Source organism: Luteimonas sp. A611, assembly GCF_054072715.1.
Map to the genome: position 1 here is coordinate 190,619 of NZ_JBSVRP010000002.1, position 17,999 is coordinate 208,617.

General features: G+C 69.5%; 16 protein-coding genes. 1 reads left to right on the plus strand and 15 read right to left on the minus strand.

Annotated features, from left to right (window positions below; all coding sequences use genetic code 11):
* Positions 1-248 precede the first annotated feature (248 nt).
* Entirely contained in the window at positions 249-1,154 is a 906-nt protein-coding gene (locus ACW5EG_RS11245) for a M23 family metallopeptidase (RefSeq protein ID WP_457019331.1), read from the minus strand.
* A gap of 6 nt (positions 1,155-1,160) precedes the next feature.
* Here ACW5EG_RS11245 and ACW5EG_RS11250 point away from each other — a divergent pair, with 6 nt between their 5' ends.
* Positions 1,161-1,646, plus strand: coding sequence for a DUF721 domain-containing protein (locus tag ACW5EG_RS11250; protein ID WP_457019330.1), 486 nt, complete (start codon positions 1,161-1,163; stop codon positions 1,644-1,646).
* A 335-nt stretch (positions 1,647-1,981) separates the two neighbouring features.
* Here ACW5EG_RS11250 and lpxC read toward each other — a convergent pair whose 3' ends face one another.
* From lpxC to ACW5EG_RS11320, 14 genes are all read right to left on the minus strand, one after another.
* The gene (gene lpxC, locus ACW5EG_RS11255) at positions 1,982-2,890 is read right to left on the minus strand and encodes a UDP-3-O-acyl-N-acetylglucosamine deacetylase (RefSeq protein WP_457019328.1); all 909 of its coding nucleotides are present in this window, start codon (positions 2,888-2,890) and stop codon (positions 1,982-1,984) included.
* 203 nt (positions 2,891-3,093) lie between these two features.
* Positions 3,094-4,332, minus strand: a complete 1,239-nt coding sequence (ftsZ, locus tag ACW5EG_RS11260; protein ID WP_457019327.1) for a cell division protein FtsZ — start codon at positions 4,330-4,332, stop codon at positions 3,094-3,096.
* 121 nt (positions 4,333-4,453) lie between these two features.
* Positions 4,454-5,689, minus strand: coding sequence for a cell division protein FtsA (gene ftsA / locus ACW5EG_RS11265; RefSeq protein ID WP_457019326.1), 1,236 nt, complete (start codon positions 5,687-5,689; stop codon positions 4,454-4,456).
* Complete coding sequence (locus ACW5EG_RS11270) at positions 5,686-6,426, minus strand: cell division protein FtsQ/DivIB (RefSeq protein ID WP_457019325.1); 741 nt, start codon at positions 6,424-6,426, stop codon at positions 5,686-5,688. Before ACW5EG_RS11270 ends, ftsA begins: the two co-directional genes overlap by 4 nt.
* The gene (locus ACW5EG_RS11275) at positions 6,423-7,379 is read right to left on the minus strand and encodes a D-alanine--D-alanine ligase (protein ID WP_457019324.1); all 957 of its coding nucleotides are present in this window, start codon (positions 7,377-7,379) and stop codon (positions 6,423-6,425) included. The genes ACW5EG_RS11270 and ACW5EG_RS11275 overlap by 4 nt, the downstream gene beginning before the upstream one ends.
* A complete protein-coding gene (gene murC, locus ACW5EG_RS11280) occupies positions 7,376-8,824 on the minus strand; it encodes a UDP-N-acetylmuramate--L-alanine ligase (RefSeq protein WP_457019323.1) in 1,449 nt (482 codons plus the stop codon). The genes ACW5EG_RS11275 and murC overlap by 4 nt, the downstream gene beginning before the upstream one ends.
* Complete coding sequence (gene ftsW, locus ACW5EG_RS11285; protein ID WP_457019321.1) at positions 8,821-10,155, minus strand: putative lipid II flippase FtsW; 1,335 nt, start codon at positions 10,153-10,155, stop codon at positions 8,821-8,823. Before ftsW ends, murC begins: the two co-directional genes overlap by 4 nt.
* Positions 10,155-11,240 carry a phospho-N-acetylmuramoyl-pentapeptide-transferase gene (mraY, locus tag ACW5EG_RS11290; RefSeq protein WP_457019319.1) on the minus strand — a complete coding sequence of 362 codons (1,086 nt, stop codon included), beginning with the start codon at positions 11,238-11,240 and terminating at the stop codon, positions 10,155-10,157. The genes ftsW and mraY overlap by 1 nt, the downstream gene beginning before the upstream one ends.
* Complete coding sequence (locus ACW5EG_RS11295) at positions 11,230-12,612, minus strand: UDP-N-acetylmuramoyl-tripeptide--D-alanyl-D-alanine ligase (RefSeq protein ID WP_457019318.1); 1,383 nt, start codon at positions 12,610-12,612, stop codon at positions 11,230-11,232. The genes mraY and ACW5EG_RS11295 overlap by 11 nt, the downstream gene beginning before the upstream one ends.
* Complete coding sequence (locus tag ACW5EG_RS11300; protein WP_457019317.1) at positions 12,609-14,081, minus strand: UDP-N-acetylmuramoyl-L-alanyl-D-glutamate--2,6-diaminopimelate ligase; 1,473 nt, start codon at positions 14,079-14,081, stop codon at positions 12,609-12,611. The genes ACW5EG_RS11295 and ACW5EG_RS11300 overlap by 4 nt, the downstream gene beginning before the upstream one ends.
* Complete coding sequence (locus ACW5EG_RS11305) at positions 14,078-15,916, minus strand: peptidoglycan D,D-transpeptidase FtsI family protein (protein WP_457019316.1); 1,839 nt, start codon at positions 15,914-15,916, stop codon at positions 14,078-14,080. The genes ACW5EG_RS11300 and ACW5EG_RS11305 overlap by 4 nt, the downstream gene beginning before the upstream one ends.
* Entirely contained in the window at positions 15,913-16,176 is a 264-nt protein-coding gene (gene ftsL / locus ACW5EG_RS11310) for a cell division protein FtsL (protein WP_457019315.1), read from the minus strand. Before ftsL ends, ACW5EG_RS11305 begins: the two co-directional genes overlap by 4 nt.
* Positions 16,173-17,129 carry a 16S rRNA (cytosine(1402)-N(4))-methyltransferase RsmH gene (gene rsmH / locus ACW5EG_RS11315; RefSeq protein ID WP_457019314.1) on the minus strand — a complete coding sequence of 319 codons (957 nt, stop codon included), beginning with the start codon at positions 17,127-17,129 and terminating at the stop codon, positions 16,173-16,175. The genes ftsL and rsmH overlap by 4 nt, the downstream gene beginning before the upstream one ends.
* Positions 17,126-17,572, minus strand: a complete 447-nt coding sequence (locus tag ACW5EG_RS11320; RefSeq protein ID WP_457019313.1) for a division/cell wall cluster transcriptional repressor MraZ — start codon at positions 17,570-17,572, stop codon at positions 17,126-17,128. The genes rsmH and ACW5EG_RS11320 overlap by 4 nt, the downstream gene beginning before the upstream one ends.
* Between the last annotated feature and the right edge of the window lie 427 nt (positions 17,573-17,999).

Genomic DNA, 17,999 nt, shown 5'->3' on the forward strand with positions numbered 1-17,999 from the left:
CGCCCCGCCCTGTCATCCCGACCGCAGGGAGAGATCTGGCCGTCGCCGCCCCGCCCTGTCATCTCGACCGCAGGGAGAGATCTGGCCGTCGCCGCCCCGCCCTGTCATCTCGACCGCAGGGAGAGATCTCGTCGCCTGGAGATTTCTCCCTTCGGTCGAAATGACAAGCTTGGGGTTCCGTCGAAACGACAGGCTTCCGGCTCCGTCGCCCTGACCGGATGCCGGCAACCACGCAGCCGCGCGCCACCCTACTGCCGGTCGATCTCACCCAGGAACTTGCGCGGGTTGTGCACGCGGCCGTTTTCCCAGACCTCGAAGTGCACGTGGGCGCCGGTGGAGCGGCCGGTCGAGCCGGCCTTGGCGATCTCCTGGCCGATGCGGACCAGGTCGCCGACCTTCACCGTGTTGCGCGAGTTGTGCGCGTAACGGGTGACGTAGCCATTGCCGTGGTCGACCTCGACCACGTTGCCGTAGCCGCTGCGCACGCCGGAAAAACTGATCACGCCGTCGGCCACGGTCATCACCGGGTCGCCGGTCCTGGCGTCGAAGTCGATGCCCTTGTGGAACTGGCTGCCGCCGCCGAAGGGATCGGCGCGGCCGCCGTAGCGGGAGGTGATGTAGCTGTTGGCCACCGGCGAGCGCGACGGCACCGCGTTGCGCTCCAGCTCCTGGTCGAACAGCAGCGCCTCGAGCACCGACAGCTGTCGCCCGGCGCTGCCGAACTCTGCCTGGACACCATCCAGGCCATCGAGCAGCTGCCGCGCGGGCATGTCCTGGCTGGGTTCGGCACCGCCGATGCCGACCGGCCCTTCGAAGTCGAACTCGCCGTCGCCGAGCTTGGCGATGCGGGTCAGGCGGTCGCCCAGCGCGTTGAGGCGGTTGGCCTGCGCCTGCAGCTCGCCCAGGCGCGCGGCGAGCGCGTTGATTTCGCGCTGCGCTTCCCGACGGGTGCCGTCCAGCGCCTGTTCCTGGCTGGCCACCTCGCGCTGCAGGTGGGTCACGCCCGATGCGTTGAGGCCGCCGCCGATGACCACGCCCGCTCCCAGCAGGAGCAGGGCCGCGGCGAGTGGACGTTCAAGCAGGCGCCTGTGTGCGCGTGCACCCAGGTCCCTGAGCGTGGACACCGTCTGCACGGAGATTGTGTGTAAAGTCATAAGCCTATGTCTGATTACCGATCGCGGCGGTCCAGTTCGCCAAAGGTGCCGGCTGCTGCGGATCGCTCCGCGACCATGCAGACGGCGCTCGATGCACTGCTGTCTGGTACCGCTCGCAACCCGGTGCGCCATGCCCTCGGGCTTGACGCGCTGGATCGCCAACTTCGTCCCCTCCTGCCCCCCGGGCTGGCCGCGCATGTGCGGCTGGCCAACGTGGCCGATGGCAGGCTGGTGTTTCTCGTCGATTCCCCCGTCTGGCATGCCAGGCTGCGCCTGGCGGCCGACGAACTGCTCGACGCCGCCCGCTCCGTCGGGCTGGAAGTACGTGAGGTCACCATCCGGCAGACCTCGCAACCGATCGAGCGTCCCGCGCCCCCTCCGCGCGCCGATACCCGAACCACTGGCCCCGGCCCGGCTGCGCAGGAAGCGTTTCGCGCTGCCCTTGAGGCCCTGGTCGAACCCGAACCGGAAGGCGGAAATACCGCCAAGTGAGACCTTCCGGCGTCCGGTGGGTGGTTGGGCGGCGTCCTGGCCGGCCCACGCGGACAGGGCATCCTAGCGGCCACCCGCCGGCGAGGCGTTAAGCCTTCGCTTCACAAAAGCTGATATTTCGTTAAATCGGCGTGACGAGCGCACAGTTTTCCCCATTGCGCCGCGGCACAGCGGGCGTGACGGGGCTGTGGAGGCCGTTCAGGGACGGGGGCGCGTTGTGAAGAAAGATGGGGCCTGTGGGCCAGATCGCGGCTGAAGCCGCTCCTACAACGCAGCATCCATCCCCGCAGGAGCGGCTTCAGCCGCGATGGAAAGCGACCGGTGTCGCGCCCCACTCAGGCCGCGACAGGCTCGCCATACACGACCGGCGGCGCCGCGGTGCTGGGGAAAGTGACTTCTTCCCAGGCGTCGCGCTCGTCCAGCAGCGTCCGCACCAGCTTGTTGTTGAGCGCGTGGCCGGACTTGTAGCCCTCGAAGGCACCAAGGATCGGACCCCCGGCGAGGTACAGGTCGCCCACCGCATCGAGGATCTTGTGGCGCACGAACTCGTTGGCGTAACGCAGGCCGTCGTCGTTGAGCACGCGGAACTCGTCGAGCACGATCGCGTTGTCCATCGAGCCGCCGAGGCCGAGGTTGAGATCGCGCATGTATTCCAGGTCGCGCATGAAGCCGAAGGTGCGCGCGCGACTGACTTCGCGGATGTAGTTGCCGGTGGAGAACTCGACCTCGGCGCGCGACTGTGACTGCGGGATGGCCGGGTGGTCGAACTGCACGGTGAAGCCGAGGCGGAAACCGTCGTAGGGCTCGAAGCGCGCGATCTTGTCGCCATCGCGCACCTCGATCGGGCGCTTGATGCGGATGAAGCGCTTGGGCGCATCCTGCTCGACGATCCCCGCCGACTGCAGCAGGAACACGAAGGGGCCCGACGAGCCATCCATGATCGGCACTTCCGGCGCCGACAGTTCCACGTACATGTTGTCGATGCCAAGCCCGGCCAGCGCGGACATCAGGTGCTCGACGGTCTGCACCTTGGCGCCATCGCGGGACAGGCCGGTGCACAGGGTGGTCTCGCTGACCAGCTCGCCGGACGCGGGGATCTCGACCACCGGGTCGAGGTCGACGCGGCGGAACACGATGCCGGTCTCGGGAGCGGCCGGGCGCAACGTCAGGAACACCTTGTTGCCACTGTGCAGGCCGACGCCGGTGGCGCGGATCACGTTCTTGATGGTGCGTTGCTGCGGCATCTGGAGAGCCTGTGCAGGTCCGTGACGGCCCCGGGACTGGGGACAACGGCGGAGATTATCACCCGAGCCGCTGAACTGAACGGGAGCGAAGGCGTGCCAGGCCGCGGTGGAACGGCCGGATGGGGCAAGTGACGAAGCGTCGGAACGTGCCCCCAACCTGCCCTCCCCCGCAAGCGGAGGAGGGTTGATGCTTGCGAGTTGCCTCAGTCCGCCTGGCGGCGCAGGAACGCGGGGATGTCGAGGTAGCTGTCGTTGCCGAAGTCGGCAGCCGGCGAGGTGGCGGGGGCCGGTTCGGCGGCGGTGCGGCCGCGCAGGCCGGCGGCGATGCTGCTGCCGGTACCGAAGCTCTCGCTGCTGTCTTCGACAAACATGCCGGTGGTGCCGTCGCGCTTGCCCGTGCTGATCAGCTGCACGTGCGGACGGCGTGCCTGCGCCTCGAACTGGGCCTGGTCGCTGCCCCGGCTGCCGCTGCGCGCGACGCCACGGTTGAGGCCGGTGGCCACGACCGTCACGCGCACGTCGTCGGCCATGTCCGGGTCGAGCACGGTGCCGATGACGATGGTCGCGTCCTCGCTGGCGAAGTTCTCGATCGTGCGGCCGACTTCGTCGAATTCGGCCATCGTGAAGTCCGGACCTGCGGTGATGTTGACCAGGATGCCGTTGGCGCCGGCCAGGTTGACGTCGTCGAGCAGCGGGTTCTGGATCGCGGACTCGGCTGCCGCCTGCGCGCGGTCGTCGCCGCGGGCGTGGCCGGTGCCCATCATCGCAAGGCCCATCTCGGCCATGACGGTGCGCACGTCGGCGAAGTCGACGTTGATCAGGCCCGGGCGCACGATCAGGTCGGCGATACCCTGCACCGCGCCGAGCAGCACGTCATTGGCGGCGCGGAAGGCCTGCACCATGGTGGCGTTGCGGCCGAGCACGGTGATCAGCTTCTCGTTGGGGATGGTGATCAGCGAGTCGCAGTGCGAGGACAGGTCCTCGATGCCCTTGAGCGCGACCTGCATGCGGCGACGGCCTTCGAACGGGAACGGCTTGGTCACCACGGCCACGGTCAGGATGCCCATCTCCTTGGCCAGCTGCGCGACGACGGGCGCGGCGCCGGTGCCGGTGCCGCCGCCCATGCCGGCGGTGATGAAGACCATGTCGGCGCCCTGCAGCGCGTCCATGATGAGCTCACGATCCTCGAGCGCGGCCTGGCGGCCGACCTCGGGATTGGCACCCGCTCCCAGGCCCTTGGTGACGTTGCCGCCGAGCTGCAGCTGCAGCTTGGCGCCGCAGTTGCGGATCGCCTGCGAGTCGGTGTTGGCGGTGATGAACTCCACGCCGTCCACGCTGCTGCTGACCATGTGCGCGACCGCGTTGCCGCCGCCGCCGCCGACGCCGATCACCTTGATCACGGCATTCGGGGCCATCTTTTCCACGAGTTCGAAATGTGCCATGTCCTTGTCCTCTCTAGTTTTTGATTATTCGTTGCCGGGTTGCCACGTACCGCCAAACTTCAGCTTCGCTTTCGTCGTCGCCTCGCCCTGATCCCGCTCGCGACCTGGATGCCGGTGGACATCAGAATTCCCCCCGGAACCAGGTACTGATCTTCTTCAGCAGGCTGCCCGCCTTGCCGGTCGGCAACGACGGACGCCTGGGGTTCTCGATCTGGCTGCCCATCAGCAGCAGGCCCACGCCGGTGGCGTGGACCGGGTTGTTGACCACTTCGCCCAGGCCGGTGACGTGCTGCGGGATGCCGACGCGCACCGGCATCTGCAGCATTTCCTCGGCCAGCTCGACCACGCCTTCCATCTTTGCGGCGCCGCCGGTGAGCACCATGCCCGCGCGCACGTGCTGCTCGAAGCCCGAACGGCGCAGTTCGGCCTGCACCATCTCGAAGATTTCCTCGTAGCGCGCCTGCACCGCCTGCGCCAGCGACTGGCGCGGCAGGCGCCGCGGCGGGCGATCGCCCACGCTCGGCACCTGGATCGATTCCTCGCTGGTCGCGAGCTGCGCCAGCGCGCAGGCGTAGCGCACCTTGATCTGCTCGGCTTCCGGCGTCGGCGTGCGCAGCATGTGCGCGATGTCTTCGGTGACCTTGTCGCCGGCGATCGGCAGCGACGCGGTATGGCAGATCGCGCCCTGCACGAACACCGCAAGATCGGTGGTGCCTGCGCCCATGTCGACCAGCACCACGCCGAGCTCGCGTTCGTCGCCGGTCAGCACCGCGGTGCTCGAGGCCAGCGAGGACAGCACCAGGTCGTCGATCGACAGCCCGCAGCGCTGCACGCACTTGCTGATGTTGGCCGCGGCCGACTGCGCGCACACCACCAGGTGCGCGTGCACTTCAAGCCGCACGCCGGTCATGCCGACCGGGTTGCGGATGCCTTCCTGCGAATCGTCGAGCACGTACTCGCGCGGAATCGCGTGCAGGATCTTCTGGTCGGCGGGAATGGCGACCGCCTTGGCCGCATCGAGCACGCGGTCGAGGTCGGCCCAGGTCACCTCGCCGTCGCGGATCGGGACGATGCCGTTGGAGTTGCGGCACTGCACGTGGTTGCCGGAGATCGAGGCGTACACGCTGCGAATCTCGCAGCCGGCCATCAGCTCGGCTTCCTCCACCGCGCGCTGGATCGACTGCACGGTCGACTCGATGTCGACCACCACGCCGCGCTTGAGCCCGCGCGATTCGTGGCTGCCGATGCCGATCACCTCGATCGGGTTGCCGGGCGAGTACTCGCCCACCAGCGCCACCACCTTGGAGGTGCCGATGTCGAGGCCGACGATGAGGGTCTTGTCGCCTTTGCGGTTCATGATGGGGAGCCGGGAATCTGGGGGGAGAGGGGACTGGGCCGCTCGCCCCAGGTCAGGGCGAAGCCATTGGTGTAGCGCAGGTCGGCGCGCTGCAGCGACTGCGGGTTGCGCGCGAGCAGCTGCGGCAGCACGCGCGCGAAGCGCTTCAGGCGCAGGCGCGCTTCCTGGCTGCCGACCACCACTTCGACGCCGTTGTCCAAGGTGAGCGACCAGCTGTCGCGGCTGTCCAGCGCAAGCCGTGCGACCGCGAACCCGCCGGGCGCGAACATCTCGCGCGACTCGTTGTAGAGCGCGACCACGTCCGGCACGCGCGCCTCGGCACCGGACAGCAGCGGCAGGCCCTCCGGCACCTCGATGTCGGCCACCGGGAACAGGCGGCCCTGTTCGGACAGCAGCCGGTCCTCGCCCCAGCGCGCGAACGGACGATGTTCGGCGATGCGCACCTCCAGCACGTCAGGCCAGCGCTTGCGCACTTCGGCATGTTCGACCCAGGGCAGCTGCGCGACCGCGGCGCGGGCCTGGTCGAGCTTGACCGCAAAAAAGCCTGGCGCGGCGTAGGGCAGCAGCGTTTCGCGCAGCCGCGCGGTGTCGACGCGCTCGAGACCTTCGGTCACCCGCAGGGTGCGCAGCGGCCAGCGCTCCGCGCCGATCCAGCCGTTGAACACCGCCACCACCGGCAGCGCCACCAATGCGATCGCCAGCAGCCAGGTCATGGCCTTGAGCGCGCGGCGGATCACAGCGTCTGCTCCAGCACGCGCCAGCACAGTGCGGCGTAGTCGATGCCCAGCTGCGCGGCGGCCTTGGGCACCAGCGAATGGCTGGTCATGCCCGGCGCGGTGTTGACCTCGATCAGCTGCAGGCCGCGCGCGCGGTCGTGCATGAGGTCGACGCGGCCCCAGCCACTGCAGCCGGCGGCACGGAATGCGGCGAGCGAGAGCGCGCGGACGTGGTCCTCTTCGGCGCCGTCCATGCCCGGGCAGATGTACTGGGTGTCGTCGGCGATGTACTTGGCGTGGTAGTCGTACCACTCGCCGGCCGGCACGATGCGGATCGACGGCAACGCCAGCTCGCCGAGGATGCCGACCGTGTACTCGGCGCCCTGCGCCATCTGCTCGGCCAGCAGCTCGCCGGCGTAACCGGCTGCGAACTCGATGGCGGGCGCGAGGTCGGCCTCGGCGAGGATGCGGAACACGCCGACGCTCGAGCCTTCGCAGGAAGGCTTCACGAACACCGGCAGGCCGAGCTCGTGCACGGCGGCACGCAGCGCCGGTGCAGCGTCCGCGCCCCCGGGCACGCGCACGAAGCGCGGCGTCGGCAGACCTTCGGCAATCCACACCTGCTTGGTGCGGATCTTGTCCATGGTCAGCGCCGAGCCCAGCACGCCGGGGCCGGTGTACGGCACGCCCAGCGCGTGCAGCAGGCCCTGCACCACGCCGTCCTCGCCGCCGCCGCGGTTGCCGTGCAGGATGTTGAACACGCGATCGACCGTGCCGGCGCGGATCGCATCGACCAGCGCCGGGATGCCGTCGACCGCATGCGCGTCGACGCCGCGCGAACGCAGCGCCTCGAGCACGCCGCGGCCCGAATCCAGCGACACCTCTCGCTCTGCGCTGGTACCGCCCATCAGCACGGCGACGCGGCCGAACGCGGCCGGGTCGGTGATGCGCAGCGCGGGCACGGCCGAGCTCATCGCGCGGACTCCGGAAAACCATCGCGCGCCAGCTGCTGCGCGGCATGGCCGATGTCGCCGGCGCCCATCATCAGCAGCAGGTCGCCGTCCTGCAGCACGTCGGGCAGCACGTCGACCAGCTCGTTCGCACCATTGACCACGACCGGATCGATGCGGCCACGCGCGCGGATCGCGCGTGCCAGCGCCTTGGCGTCGGCGCCGGCGATCGGCGGTTCGCCGGCCGGGTAGACCTCGGTCAGCACCAGCGCGTCGACGTCGGAAAGCACGGCGGCGAAATCATCGAACTGGTCGCGCGTGCGGGTGTATCGATGCGGCTGGAACGCGACCACGAGGCGCCGCTCCGGCCAGCCGCCGCGCGCGGCCTCGAACACGGCCGCCAGCTCCCTGGGATGATGGCCGTAGTCGTCGACCAGCTGCACCTGCGCGCCCTGCGGGGTGCGCAACTGCGCCAGTAGGTTGAAGCGGCGGCCAATACCTTCGAACTTCTCCAGCGCGGTCGCGATCGAGGCCGGCTCCACGCCCAGCTGCCAGCCGATGGCCGAGGCCGCCAGCGCGTTGAGCACGTTGTGCCGGCCCGGCAGCGCCAGCGTCACCGGCGTGTGCGAGCCGTCGGGCAAGCGCAGGGTGAAGCGCATCGTGCCACCGTCCTGCTCCACGTCCTCGGCGCGCACGTCGGCGGTCGCGGAGAAGCCGTAGGTCATCGCGTGGCGCGGCATGTCCTGCGCGAGCTTCTCGACTTCGGGATCGTCCACGCACAGCACCGCCAGGCCATAGAACGGCAGCCGGTGCAGGAACTCGGAGAACGCGGCCTGCACGCGCGCGAAGTCGCCGCCGTAGTTCTCCAGATGATCGGCATCGATGTTGGTGACCACCGCGATCAGCGGGTTCAGGCGCAGGAAGCTGCCGTCGCTCTCGTCGGCCTCGGCCACCAGCCACTGTCCGCTGCCCAGGCGCGCGTTGGCACCGGCCGCGAGCAGCTGACCGCCGATCACGAAGGTCGGGTCCAGCCCACCCTCGCCCAGCACGCTGGCGGTGAGCGAAGTGGTGGTGGTCTTGCCGTGCGTGCCGGCCACCGCGATGCCGCGACGGAAACGCATCAGCTCGGCCAGCATCTCCGCGCGCGGCACGATCGGGATGCGCTGCGAGCGCGCCTCCATCAGCTCGGGGTTGTCGGGACGGATCGCGCTCGACACCACCACGCAGTCGGTGCCGAGCACGTTGGCTGCGGAATGGCCGCGGTGCACGGTCGCGCCCAGGCGCGTCAGGCGCTGCGTGGTGGCATTGTCGGCCGTGTCCGAACCGGAGACCTGGTAGCCGAGCGTGCACAGCACTTCGGCGATGCCGCTCATGCCGACGCCGCCGATGCCGACGAAGTGCACGCGCGAGAACGCGCGGGCGATGCTCTCCTTGGTGAGCTCGCGGGCGGCGAGCAGGCGGCGGATCATGCGTTCCTCCCGATGCCGCTGAAGGTCGGCTCGATGCGCGGGCGCAGGCGGCTGGTGCCGCGCGCGGCGGCGACCGCGGACGGCGGCGGCTGGCTGGTGGGCGGCGGCGGGGCCGAGTCGCTGGCCGGACGTGCACCCTCGCCGCGCAGCCGCGCGACCTGGCGCTGGGCGCGGTCGAGTTCATAGGACACGCGCAGCAGCAGGCCGATCGCCACGCAGGTCATCATCACGCTGGAGCCGCCCGACGAGATCAACGGCAGGGTCAAGCCCTTGGTCGGCAGCAGCCCGAGGTTCACACCCATCGACACCAGGCTCTGCAGGCCGATCATCAGCGCCACGCCGAAGGCGACGTAGCCGGCGAAGTGGCGGCGCATCTCCACGCAGCGGTAGCCGATCCACAGCGCGCGCCCGACCAGTGCGGTAAACAGCACGATCACGAACAACAGGCCGAAGAATCCGAGCTCTTCGCCGATCACGCTGAAGATGAAATCGGTATGCGCCTCGGGCAGGTACGACAGCTTCTGGATCGAGGCGCCGAGGCCCACGCCGGTCAGCTCGCCGCGGCCGATCGCCATCAGCGCGTTACTGAGCTGGTAGCCGGCACCCAGCTGGTCTTCCCATGGATTCCAGAACGAGGTGATGCGGCGCAGCCGGTAGGGTTCGACCACCGCCACCGCCACCAGCGCAGGCAGCAGCAGGAACACCGGCACCATCATCCGCTTGAGGTGGCCGCCGCCGAGCACCAGCATGCCGGCGGTGACCGCGAGCAGCATGGTCGCCGAGCCGAAGTCGGGCTGCGCCAGCAGCAGCGCGACGAGCACGATCGCCACGCCGATCGGCTTGAGCATCGCGCCCCAGCCGGCGTTGACCTCGTCGCGGAAGCGCACCAGGTAGCTGGCCAGCCAGACCAGGTAGAGGATCTTCACCGCCTCGACGATCTGGAAGTTCGACACGCCGAGGTTGACCCAGCGACGCGCGCCATTGACGGTGTGTCCCAGGCCCGGCACGAACACCAGCATCAGCATCAGCACGCAGGCACCGAGCAGGGCCTGCGGATACTTTTCCACCAGCTTCAGGTCGGTGCGCATCGCGCCTGCGCACAAGGCGATGCCCACCGCCAGGAACACGACATGCCTGACAAGGTAGTAGAACGGCCCCTCGCCGTGGTTCACCGCCACCGCGATGGAACTGGAGGCGACCATGATCACGCCAAAGGCCGCGATCGCGGTGGCGATGGCGATCAGCCAGCCGTCGTAGCGACCGTCGATCGCATCCAGCCGCGTGGCCTGGCGGGCGCTTTCGAATGCACGGGAGTCTGTGGTCACGGCCATCAGCGCACCTTCAACGTGGCGAGGCCGACCAGCACCAGGACCACCGAGATGATCCAGAAGCGCACGATCACGCGCGGCTCGGGCCAGCCTTTGAGTTCGAAATGGTGGTGGATCGGCGCCATTCGGAACACGCGTTTTCCGGTGAGCTTGAACGAGGCCACCTGGATCATCACCGACAGCGTTTCGATCACGAAGATGCCGCCCATGATCACCAGCACCAGCTCCTGGCGCACGATCACCGCCATGGTGCCGAGCACCGCGCCCAGCGCCAGCGCGCCGATGTCGCCCATGAACACCATCGCCGGATAGGTGTTGAACCACAGGAAGCCGAGTCCCGCGCCGGCGATCGCCGCGCAGATGATGATCAGCTCGCCCGCGCCGGGCACCGGCGGGATCTGCAGGTAGCGCGAGAATTCGGCGTGGCCGGAGGCATAGGCGAACACCGCGATGCCGCCGGCGACCAGCACGGTCGGCATGATCGCCAGTCCGTCGAGGCCGTCGGTGAGGTTGACCGCGTTGGAGAAGCCGACGATCCAGAAGTACGCGATGGCAACGAAACCGATGCCTCCCAGCGGCAAAGCGATCGACTTGAACAGCGGCACATAGAACGTGGTGGCCGCCGGCACGTCGGCGTAGAGGTACAGGTAGAGGCCGGCGGCAAGCCCGAGGATCGACTGCAGCAGGTACTTCCAGCGCGACTTCAGGCCGTTGGGGTCGCGGCGCACGATCTTGATCCAGTCGTCGTACCAGCCGATCGCGCCGAAACTCAGCATCACCAGCAGCACCACCCACACGTATTTGTTGCGCAGGTCGCCCCACAGCAGCACCGAGGCGGTGATGGTGAACAGGATCAACGCCCCGCCCATGGTCGGCGTGCCGGCCTTGGAGAAGTGCGTCTGCGGGCCGTCCTGGCGGATCGGCTGGCCACCCTTGTACTGGGCCAGCCTGCGGATCACCGCCGGGCCCCACCACAGCGACAGCAGCAGCGCGGTCAGCGCGGCGAGGATGCCGCGGAAGGTCAGGTAGCCGAACAGGCCGAACAGGCCCTCGAGCTGCTGCAGCCAGCGGGTCAGTTCAAGCAGCATCGTGGTCCTCCGTGTCGCGCGCCAGCAGCGCATCGACGATGCGGTCCATGGCACTGCCGCGCGAACCCTTGACCAGCACGCGCACGCCTGGATGCAGGTCCGCGCGCAGTGCCGCGGCCAGCGCGTCGTGGTTGTCGAAATGGCAGCCGCCCTCGCCGAAGGATTCGGCGGTAGCGACGCTCAGCGGTCCGAGCGCGAACAGCCGTGCGAGTCCGGCGCGACGCGCGCGGCGCCCGGCTTCCGCGTGCAGCGCGACCGCGTCTTCGCCGAGCTCGCGCATGTCGCCCAGCACCAGCCAGCCCTCGCCGCCGTCCGCGGCCAGCGTGTCGATCGCCGCGTTGAGCGATCCGGGGTTGGCGTTGTAGCTGTCGTCGATCAGCACCGCGCCGTTGTCCAGTCCATGGCGCACCAGCCTCCCCTGCACCGGCTCGGCTGCGGCCAGCGCAGCGGCGATCGTGTCCAGGCCGACGTCGAGGGCCAGCGCGATGGAGGCGGCCGCGAGGGCATTGGAGATGTTGTGGCGGCCGGGCAGCGGCAGCGCGATCTCGACCTCACCAACCGGCGTCACCAGCACGAAGCGCGACGCGCCCCCGTCCTGGTGGATATCGCGCGCGGTCACGTCGGCGCTGGCCTCCAGGCCGAAGCGCAGCAGCCGCCGACCGTGCGCGCGTTCGGAGAAATACGGGGCGAAGGCGTCGTCGGCATTGATCACCGCCACGCCGTCGTGCGGCAGCGCGTCGTAGATCGCGGCCTTGGTGTCGGCGATGCCGAGCAGGCTCTGCATGCGCTCCAGGTGCGCGGGCGCGACGTTGTTCACCAGCGCCACGTCGGGACGCGCGATCGCGGTCAGGTAGGCGATGTCGTCGCGCTTGCCGGCGCCCATCTCGTAGATGGCGACCTCGGCATCTTCCGGCGCATCGATCACCGCGAGCGGCAGCCCGATCTCGTTGTTGCGGTTGCCGGGACTGGCGTGGACGCGCAGCGTGCGCGAGAGGATGCCGTGCACGAGCTGCTTGACGCTGGTCTTGCCGTTGCTGCCGGTGATGCCGACCACCTTGCCGCTGCGCGCGCGCTGCAGCGCGGCTGCGAGTGCGCCCAGCGCGCGTTCGGTGTCGGCGACCACGACCTGTGGCAGCGCCACATCGACGATGCGCGAGACCAGCGCGGCGCGTGCGCCGTGCGCCGCGGCGTCGGCGACGTGCGCGTGCCCGTCGAAATTGGCACCCTGCAGCGCGACGAACAGCGCGGCGCGTCCGTCGCGCGTGTCGAGCGTGCGCGTGTCTGTCTCGACCGCGTCGATCAGCAGATCGCCCGCGCCCTCCAGGCGACCCTGGGTCCACTGCGCGATGCGCGAGAGCGGCATCGGGATCATGCGGCGCCTGCCAGTGCTTCGAGCGCGACGACGCTGTCGTCGAAGGGATGCTGGACGCCGGCCACTTCCTGGTAGGTCTCGTGGCCCTTGCCGGCGATGAGGACGATATCGCCGGCCCCGGCGCGGCCGATGGCGTCGATGATCGCGGCGCGGCGGTCGCGCTGCACGCGCGCGCGCTGCGGATCGGAGAGGCCGGCGATGATCCCGGCGACGATCGCGTCGCCGTCTTCGCCGCGCGGATTGTCATCGGTGACCACGACCTCGTCGGCCAGGCGCTCGGCGATGGCCGCCATCTGCGGGCGCTTGCCGGTGTCGCGCTCGCCGCCGCAGCCGAACACGCAGACCAGGCGCCCGCGCAGGTGGCCGCGCAGCGATTCCAGCGCCTGCTCCAGCGGATCGGGCTTGTGCGAGTAGTCGACCACCACCAGCGGACGGTCGCCGCCGCCGAGGCGGTTCATGCGGCCCGGGATGGGCTGCAGCCGGCCGAGCACGCCCGCGATCGCATCCACGTCGTGGCCGAGCGCATGCAGCACGCCGGCGACGGCCAGCAGGTTGTCGATGTTGAACCGGCCCAGCAGCGGCGACAGCACGCGCCGCACCTGGCCAGCAAGCTGCAGGTCGAAGGCGATGCCGTCTGCGTCGAGCGCGATGGCGGACGCACGCAGCTGCGCATCGTCGGCACCTCGCGCGCTGGTGCCGATCGCCCGCAGCGTTTCCGGCAAGGTCGCCGCCAGGCGACGTCCATATGCATCGTCGAGGTTGACCACGGCCGCGCGCAGGCCCGGCGTGGCGAACAGCCGGGCCTTGGCCGCGCCATAGGCCTCCATGTCGCCGTGGTAGTCGAGATGGTCGCGGCTGAGGTTGGTGAACACGCCCACCGCGAAATGCACCGCGTCCACGCGACCCTGATCGAGCGCGTGAGAACTGACCTCCATCGCCACCGCCTGCGCGCCCTCATCGTGCAGTTGCGCCAGCAGCGCATGCGTCTGCAGCACCAGCGGCGTGGTGAAGCCGGTCGGCCGCGCCTGGCCGTACAGGCCGGCGCCGAGCGTGCCGATGGTGCCGGTGCGGGTGCCGCACAGCTCAAGCGCCTGCGCCAGCAGCTGCACGGTCGAGGTCTTGCCGCTGGTGCCGGTGACACCGACCGTCGTCATCCGCGCGGAAGGATGCGCGTGGAAGGCATCGGCCATCGTGCCCATGCGTGCGCGCAGCCCGGGCACGGCGATGGCATCGGCCGGTGCCGCAGGCACGTCGCCAGGCACCGGCGGTTCGAACAGGATCGCCGACGCGCCCGCCTGCATCGCCTGGGCGGTGAAATGCAGGCCATGCGTGCCGAAGCCGCCGATCGCGACGAAGGCATCGCCCGGACGCACGTCGCGGCTGTCGAGCACGAGGCCGGACACCTGGAGCGACGCGGGCACGCCGACCACGTCGGGCAACAGCTGCGTCAGGGACATCGCGCGGCTCATGGCGTCGCCCCGGGCTGCGCGGCCGACACGGTCGAGGCCACCACAGCCGGCGCGGTGGTCCGCAGCGCCCTGGCGCGCTTGGCTTCCTCGGCCGCCTGCGCGGCCAGCCAGGTTTCGATGTCGTCGGGCGGCACGTCCATCAGCCGCAGCGCGCCTTCCATCACCCGTGCAAACAGGGGCGCGGAGATCCAGCCGCCGCCATAGGTCGACCCGCCGCCCGAGGTGTCCGGATCGTCGACCACGATCGTCACCGAGAAGCGCGGACGCTCCACTGGCACCAGGCCGGCGAAGTAGGCGATGTAGCGGCGCGCGTAGCCGCCGCCGGACGACTTGCGCGCGGTGCCGGTCTTGCCGGCCACGTGGTAGCCGAGGATCGCCGCGCGCGTGGCGGTGCCGCCGGGCTCGGTGACGGTCTGCATCATCTGCATGACCTGTCCCGCCACCACTGGGTCCAGTGCCTGCACGGTTTCGCCGCTGTGCCCGCCCTTGACGAAGGTCGGCGTGACCAGGCGCCCACCGTTGCCGAGCGCGGCGTAGGCGCGCGCGATCTGCAGCGGCGTCACCGACAGACCGTAGCCGTAGGACAGCGTCTGCTTGGTCGTGCCGCTCCAGCGCTCCGGAGTGGGGAAGGTGCCCGGCGCCTCGCCGGGGAAACCGCTGCCGGTGCTGCTGCCGAATCCGAAGCGGCGCAGGAAGGCATCGAAGTCGCTGTCGGGCAGCAGCTTGACGATCTTCGACACGCCCACGTTCGAGCTCTTGGTGAGGATGCCGGTGGTGTCGAGCACGCCGTAGTTGCGGAAATCGCTGGTGCGGTACTTGCCGTTGGGAATCCAGCCGGGGCTGGTGTCGAAACGCGTCGTCGGCGTGATCACGCCGGCCTCGAGCCCTGCGGCGACGGTGAGCGGCTTCATCGTTGAGCCCGGCTCGAGCAGGTCGGTCACCGCGCGGTTGCGGTAGGCATCGCGGTTCTCGCCGCTGACCCGGTTGTTGTTGTACGAAGGCAGGTTGGCCATCGCCAGCACTTCGCCGGTGGCCACGTCCAGGATCACCACCGAGCCGCTGGCCGCGCCGGTCTCCAGCAGGGTGCGCTTGAGCTCGCGGTAGGCCAGGAACTGGATGCGGCGATCGATGCTCAGCACCAGGTCCTTGCCGGGCTGCGCCGGGCGGATCAGGTCGACGTGTTCGACGATGCGCCCGTGGCGGTCGCGAATGACCTTCTGCGCGCCGGGGGTGCCGCGCAGCCATTCGTCGAACGCCAGTTCCACGCCCTCCTGGCCCTGGTCGTCGATGTTGGTGAAGCCGAGCACGTGCGCGACCGCCTCGCCCTGCGGGTAGAACCGGCGGAACTCGCGCTGCGAGAACACGCCCGGGATGCGCAGCGCCAGGATTTTCTGCGCCACCGCGGGGTTGACCCGGCGATGCCGCGGCACGTACATGAACTCCTTGTCCTTGCGCTGCGAGACGTAGCGGGTCAGGTAGTCCTGCGGCAGGCCGGTCGCCTCGGCCAGGCGCGCAACCGCGGCCGGGTTGTTGGCCAGCTCCTGCGGATTGGCGTAGAGCGATTCGACCGGCGAGGACACCGCCAGCGGTTCGCCGTTGCGGTCGGTGATCATGCCGCGCGAGGTCGGGATCGGCACCTCGCGCAGGAAGCGCGCGTCGGCCTTGCTCTGGTAGAAGGCGTTGTCGACCAGCTGCAGGTCGACCGCGCGCACCACCAGCGCCACCGCGCACAGCGCCATCGCGCCGCCCACCAGCATCAGCCGGCCGTGCAGGTTGAACTGCGCGCGCGCGCGCGGCTTCTTGGCCGAACCGCCGCTGGTCTTGACGAACCTCATGGCTGCACCACCACGATCTCGCCGGCGGCCGGGAACTTCATGCCCAGCCGCGTGCGCGCCACCTGGTCGATGCGGTTGCTCTCGGCCCAGGTCGCCTGTTCCAGCTGCAGCCGCCCGAACTCGATGTTGAGCTCGTCGCGCGCGCGCTCCAGCCGGGTCAGCTGCACGTACAGCTCGCGGTGCAGGTGGCGCGCATGGACCACGCCGATCGCGCAGATCACGTTGGCGATGACCAGCACGGCCACGATCATGCGGGTCATGGCCGCAGCTCCGCGCCCGCCTGCTTTTCCGCCACCCGCAGTACTGCGCTGCGCGCCCGCGGATTGGTGGCAAGTTCGTCCGCACGCGCCTTGCCGGCGCCACCCATGGCAAGCAGGGTCGGCACGAAGCCGGTGGCCTCGGGCAGGCGGCGGTTGCCGGGCGGCGCCTTGGCGCGCGCGGCGATAAAGCGTTTGGCGATGCGGTCCTCGAGCGAATGGAAGCTGATCACCGCCAGCCGGCCGCCGGGCTTGAGCGCGTCATGCGCCGCGTCGAGGCCACGCTCCAGGTCTTCGAGCTCGCGGTTGACGTGGATGCGGATCGCCTGGAACGAGCGCGTGGCCGGATGGATATGGTGCTGGCCGCGCGGCATCACCGAGGCGATCAGCTCGGCCAGCTCGGTGGTGCGCTGCAAAGGCCGGGTCGCGCGATGCGCCACGATGGCGCGGGCGATGCGCCGGCTCATGCGCTCTTCGCCGTAGGTCCACAGCACGTCGGCGATCTCGCGCTCGTCGGCGCGGGCCAGCCACTGGGCCGCGCTTTCGCCGCTGTCCGGGTCCATGCGCATGTCCAGCGGGCCGTCCTTGCCGAAGCTGAAGCCGCGGCCGGCCACGTCGAGCTGCGGCGAGGACACGCCGAGGTCCAGCAGCACGCCGTCCAGCCCATCGGCTGCCGCATCCCAAAGGCCGAGGTCGGCGAAGCTGCCGCGGCGGATCACGACGCGTGCGTCGGCGCCGAACTCGCGCTCGGCCACTGCAATCGCTTCGGGATCCTTGTCCATCAGCAGCAGCCGGCCTCCGCTTCCCAACTGTTGCAGCACGCCGCGCGCATGTCCGCCGCGCCCGAACGTGCCGTCCAGATAGGTTCCGTCCTCGATCACCCGCAGCCCTTCCATGACCTGCTCGAACATCACCGGAAGGTGCGCGGAGCCTGTGCCCGCAGCACCCGCGGTCACAACTGCAGCCCGACCAGGTCGTCGCCGAAATCGTCGTCGCCCAGGGGCGTTTCGATCTGCGCGCGATGCGCCTGCTCACTCCAGAGTTCGAACTTGTCGCCCATGCCAAGCAGCACGGCCTTCTTCTCGATGCCGACCGCGCCGCGGTGGCTGGCCGGGATGGCGATGCGGCCGTTGCCGTCGGGCTCGACGATCGCCGCCGCGCCCACCAGCTTCAGCTGCAGGCGCCGGTTGGCTTCCCTGACCCGCGGCAGCGCGTTGACACCGTCGCGCACCTTTTCCCAGGTGGCGTAGGGGTAGATGTAGAGCGACCCCTTCTCGAAGGGGTTGTAGGTGATGACCAGGCGGTTGCCGCACTCGGACGCGACAAGGTCCCGGTAGCTGGTTGGAATCGCCAGCCGGCCCTTGTCGTCGATCGTGATGGCGGTCTCGCCCTGGAACACCACATCCTGCCCGGAGGTACCCGTCTGCGGCGGGTTTCAGCGTCGGAAAACCACGAAATTCCCGGTCTCCCCACGAAGCGCCACCTTATGGACGGGTCAATGCGATGTCAACAGGCTTGATGTGCAAATTTCATTAATCCGGTCAATGACTTGCGCGATACTTCACAGACTTGTTCAAAGGTTATCCACAAGCCGCTGATTAGTCTCAAATTTTGAGATTGGGCGCTTGCTGGCCCGCATGGAAGCGGGCGGCCCGGTTTCTTCCCGCCCGCATGTTGCGACGCAGCAATCCACTCCCGGCAGGCGCGACAGCGCCGCGCCCTCTTCCCTTCGATTGCCCACGCGCGACAACAGCAGCCTGTCCGGCCCGGCCCGCGCACCCGCAGGAACGGTTTCGGCGCGACTGCTCCCACATGAACAGCCTCGG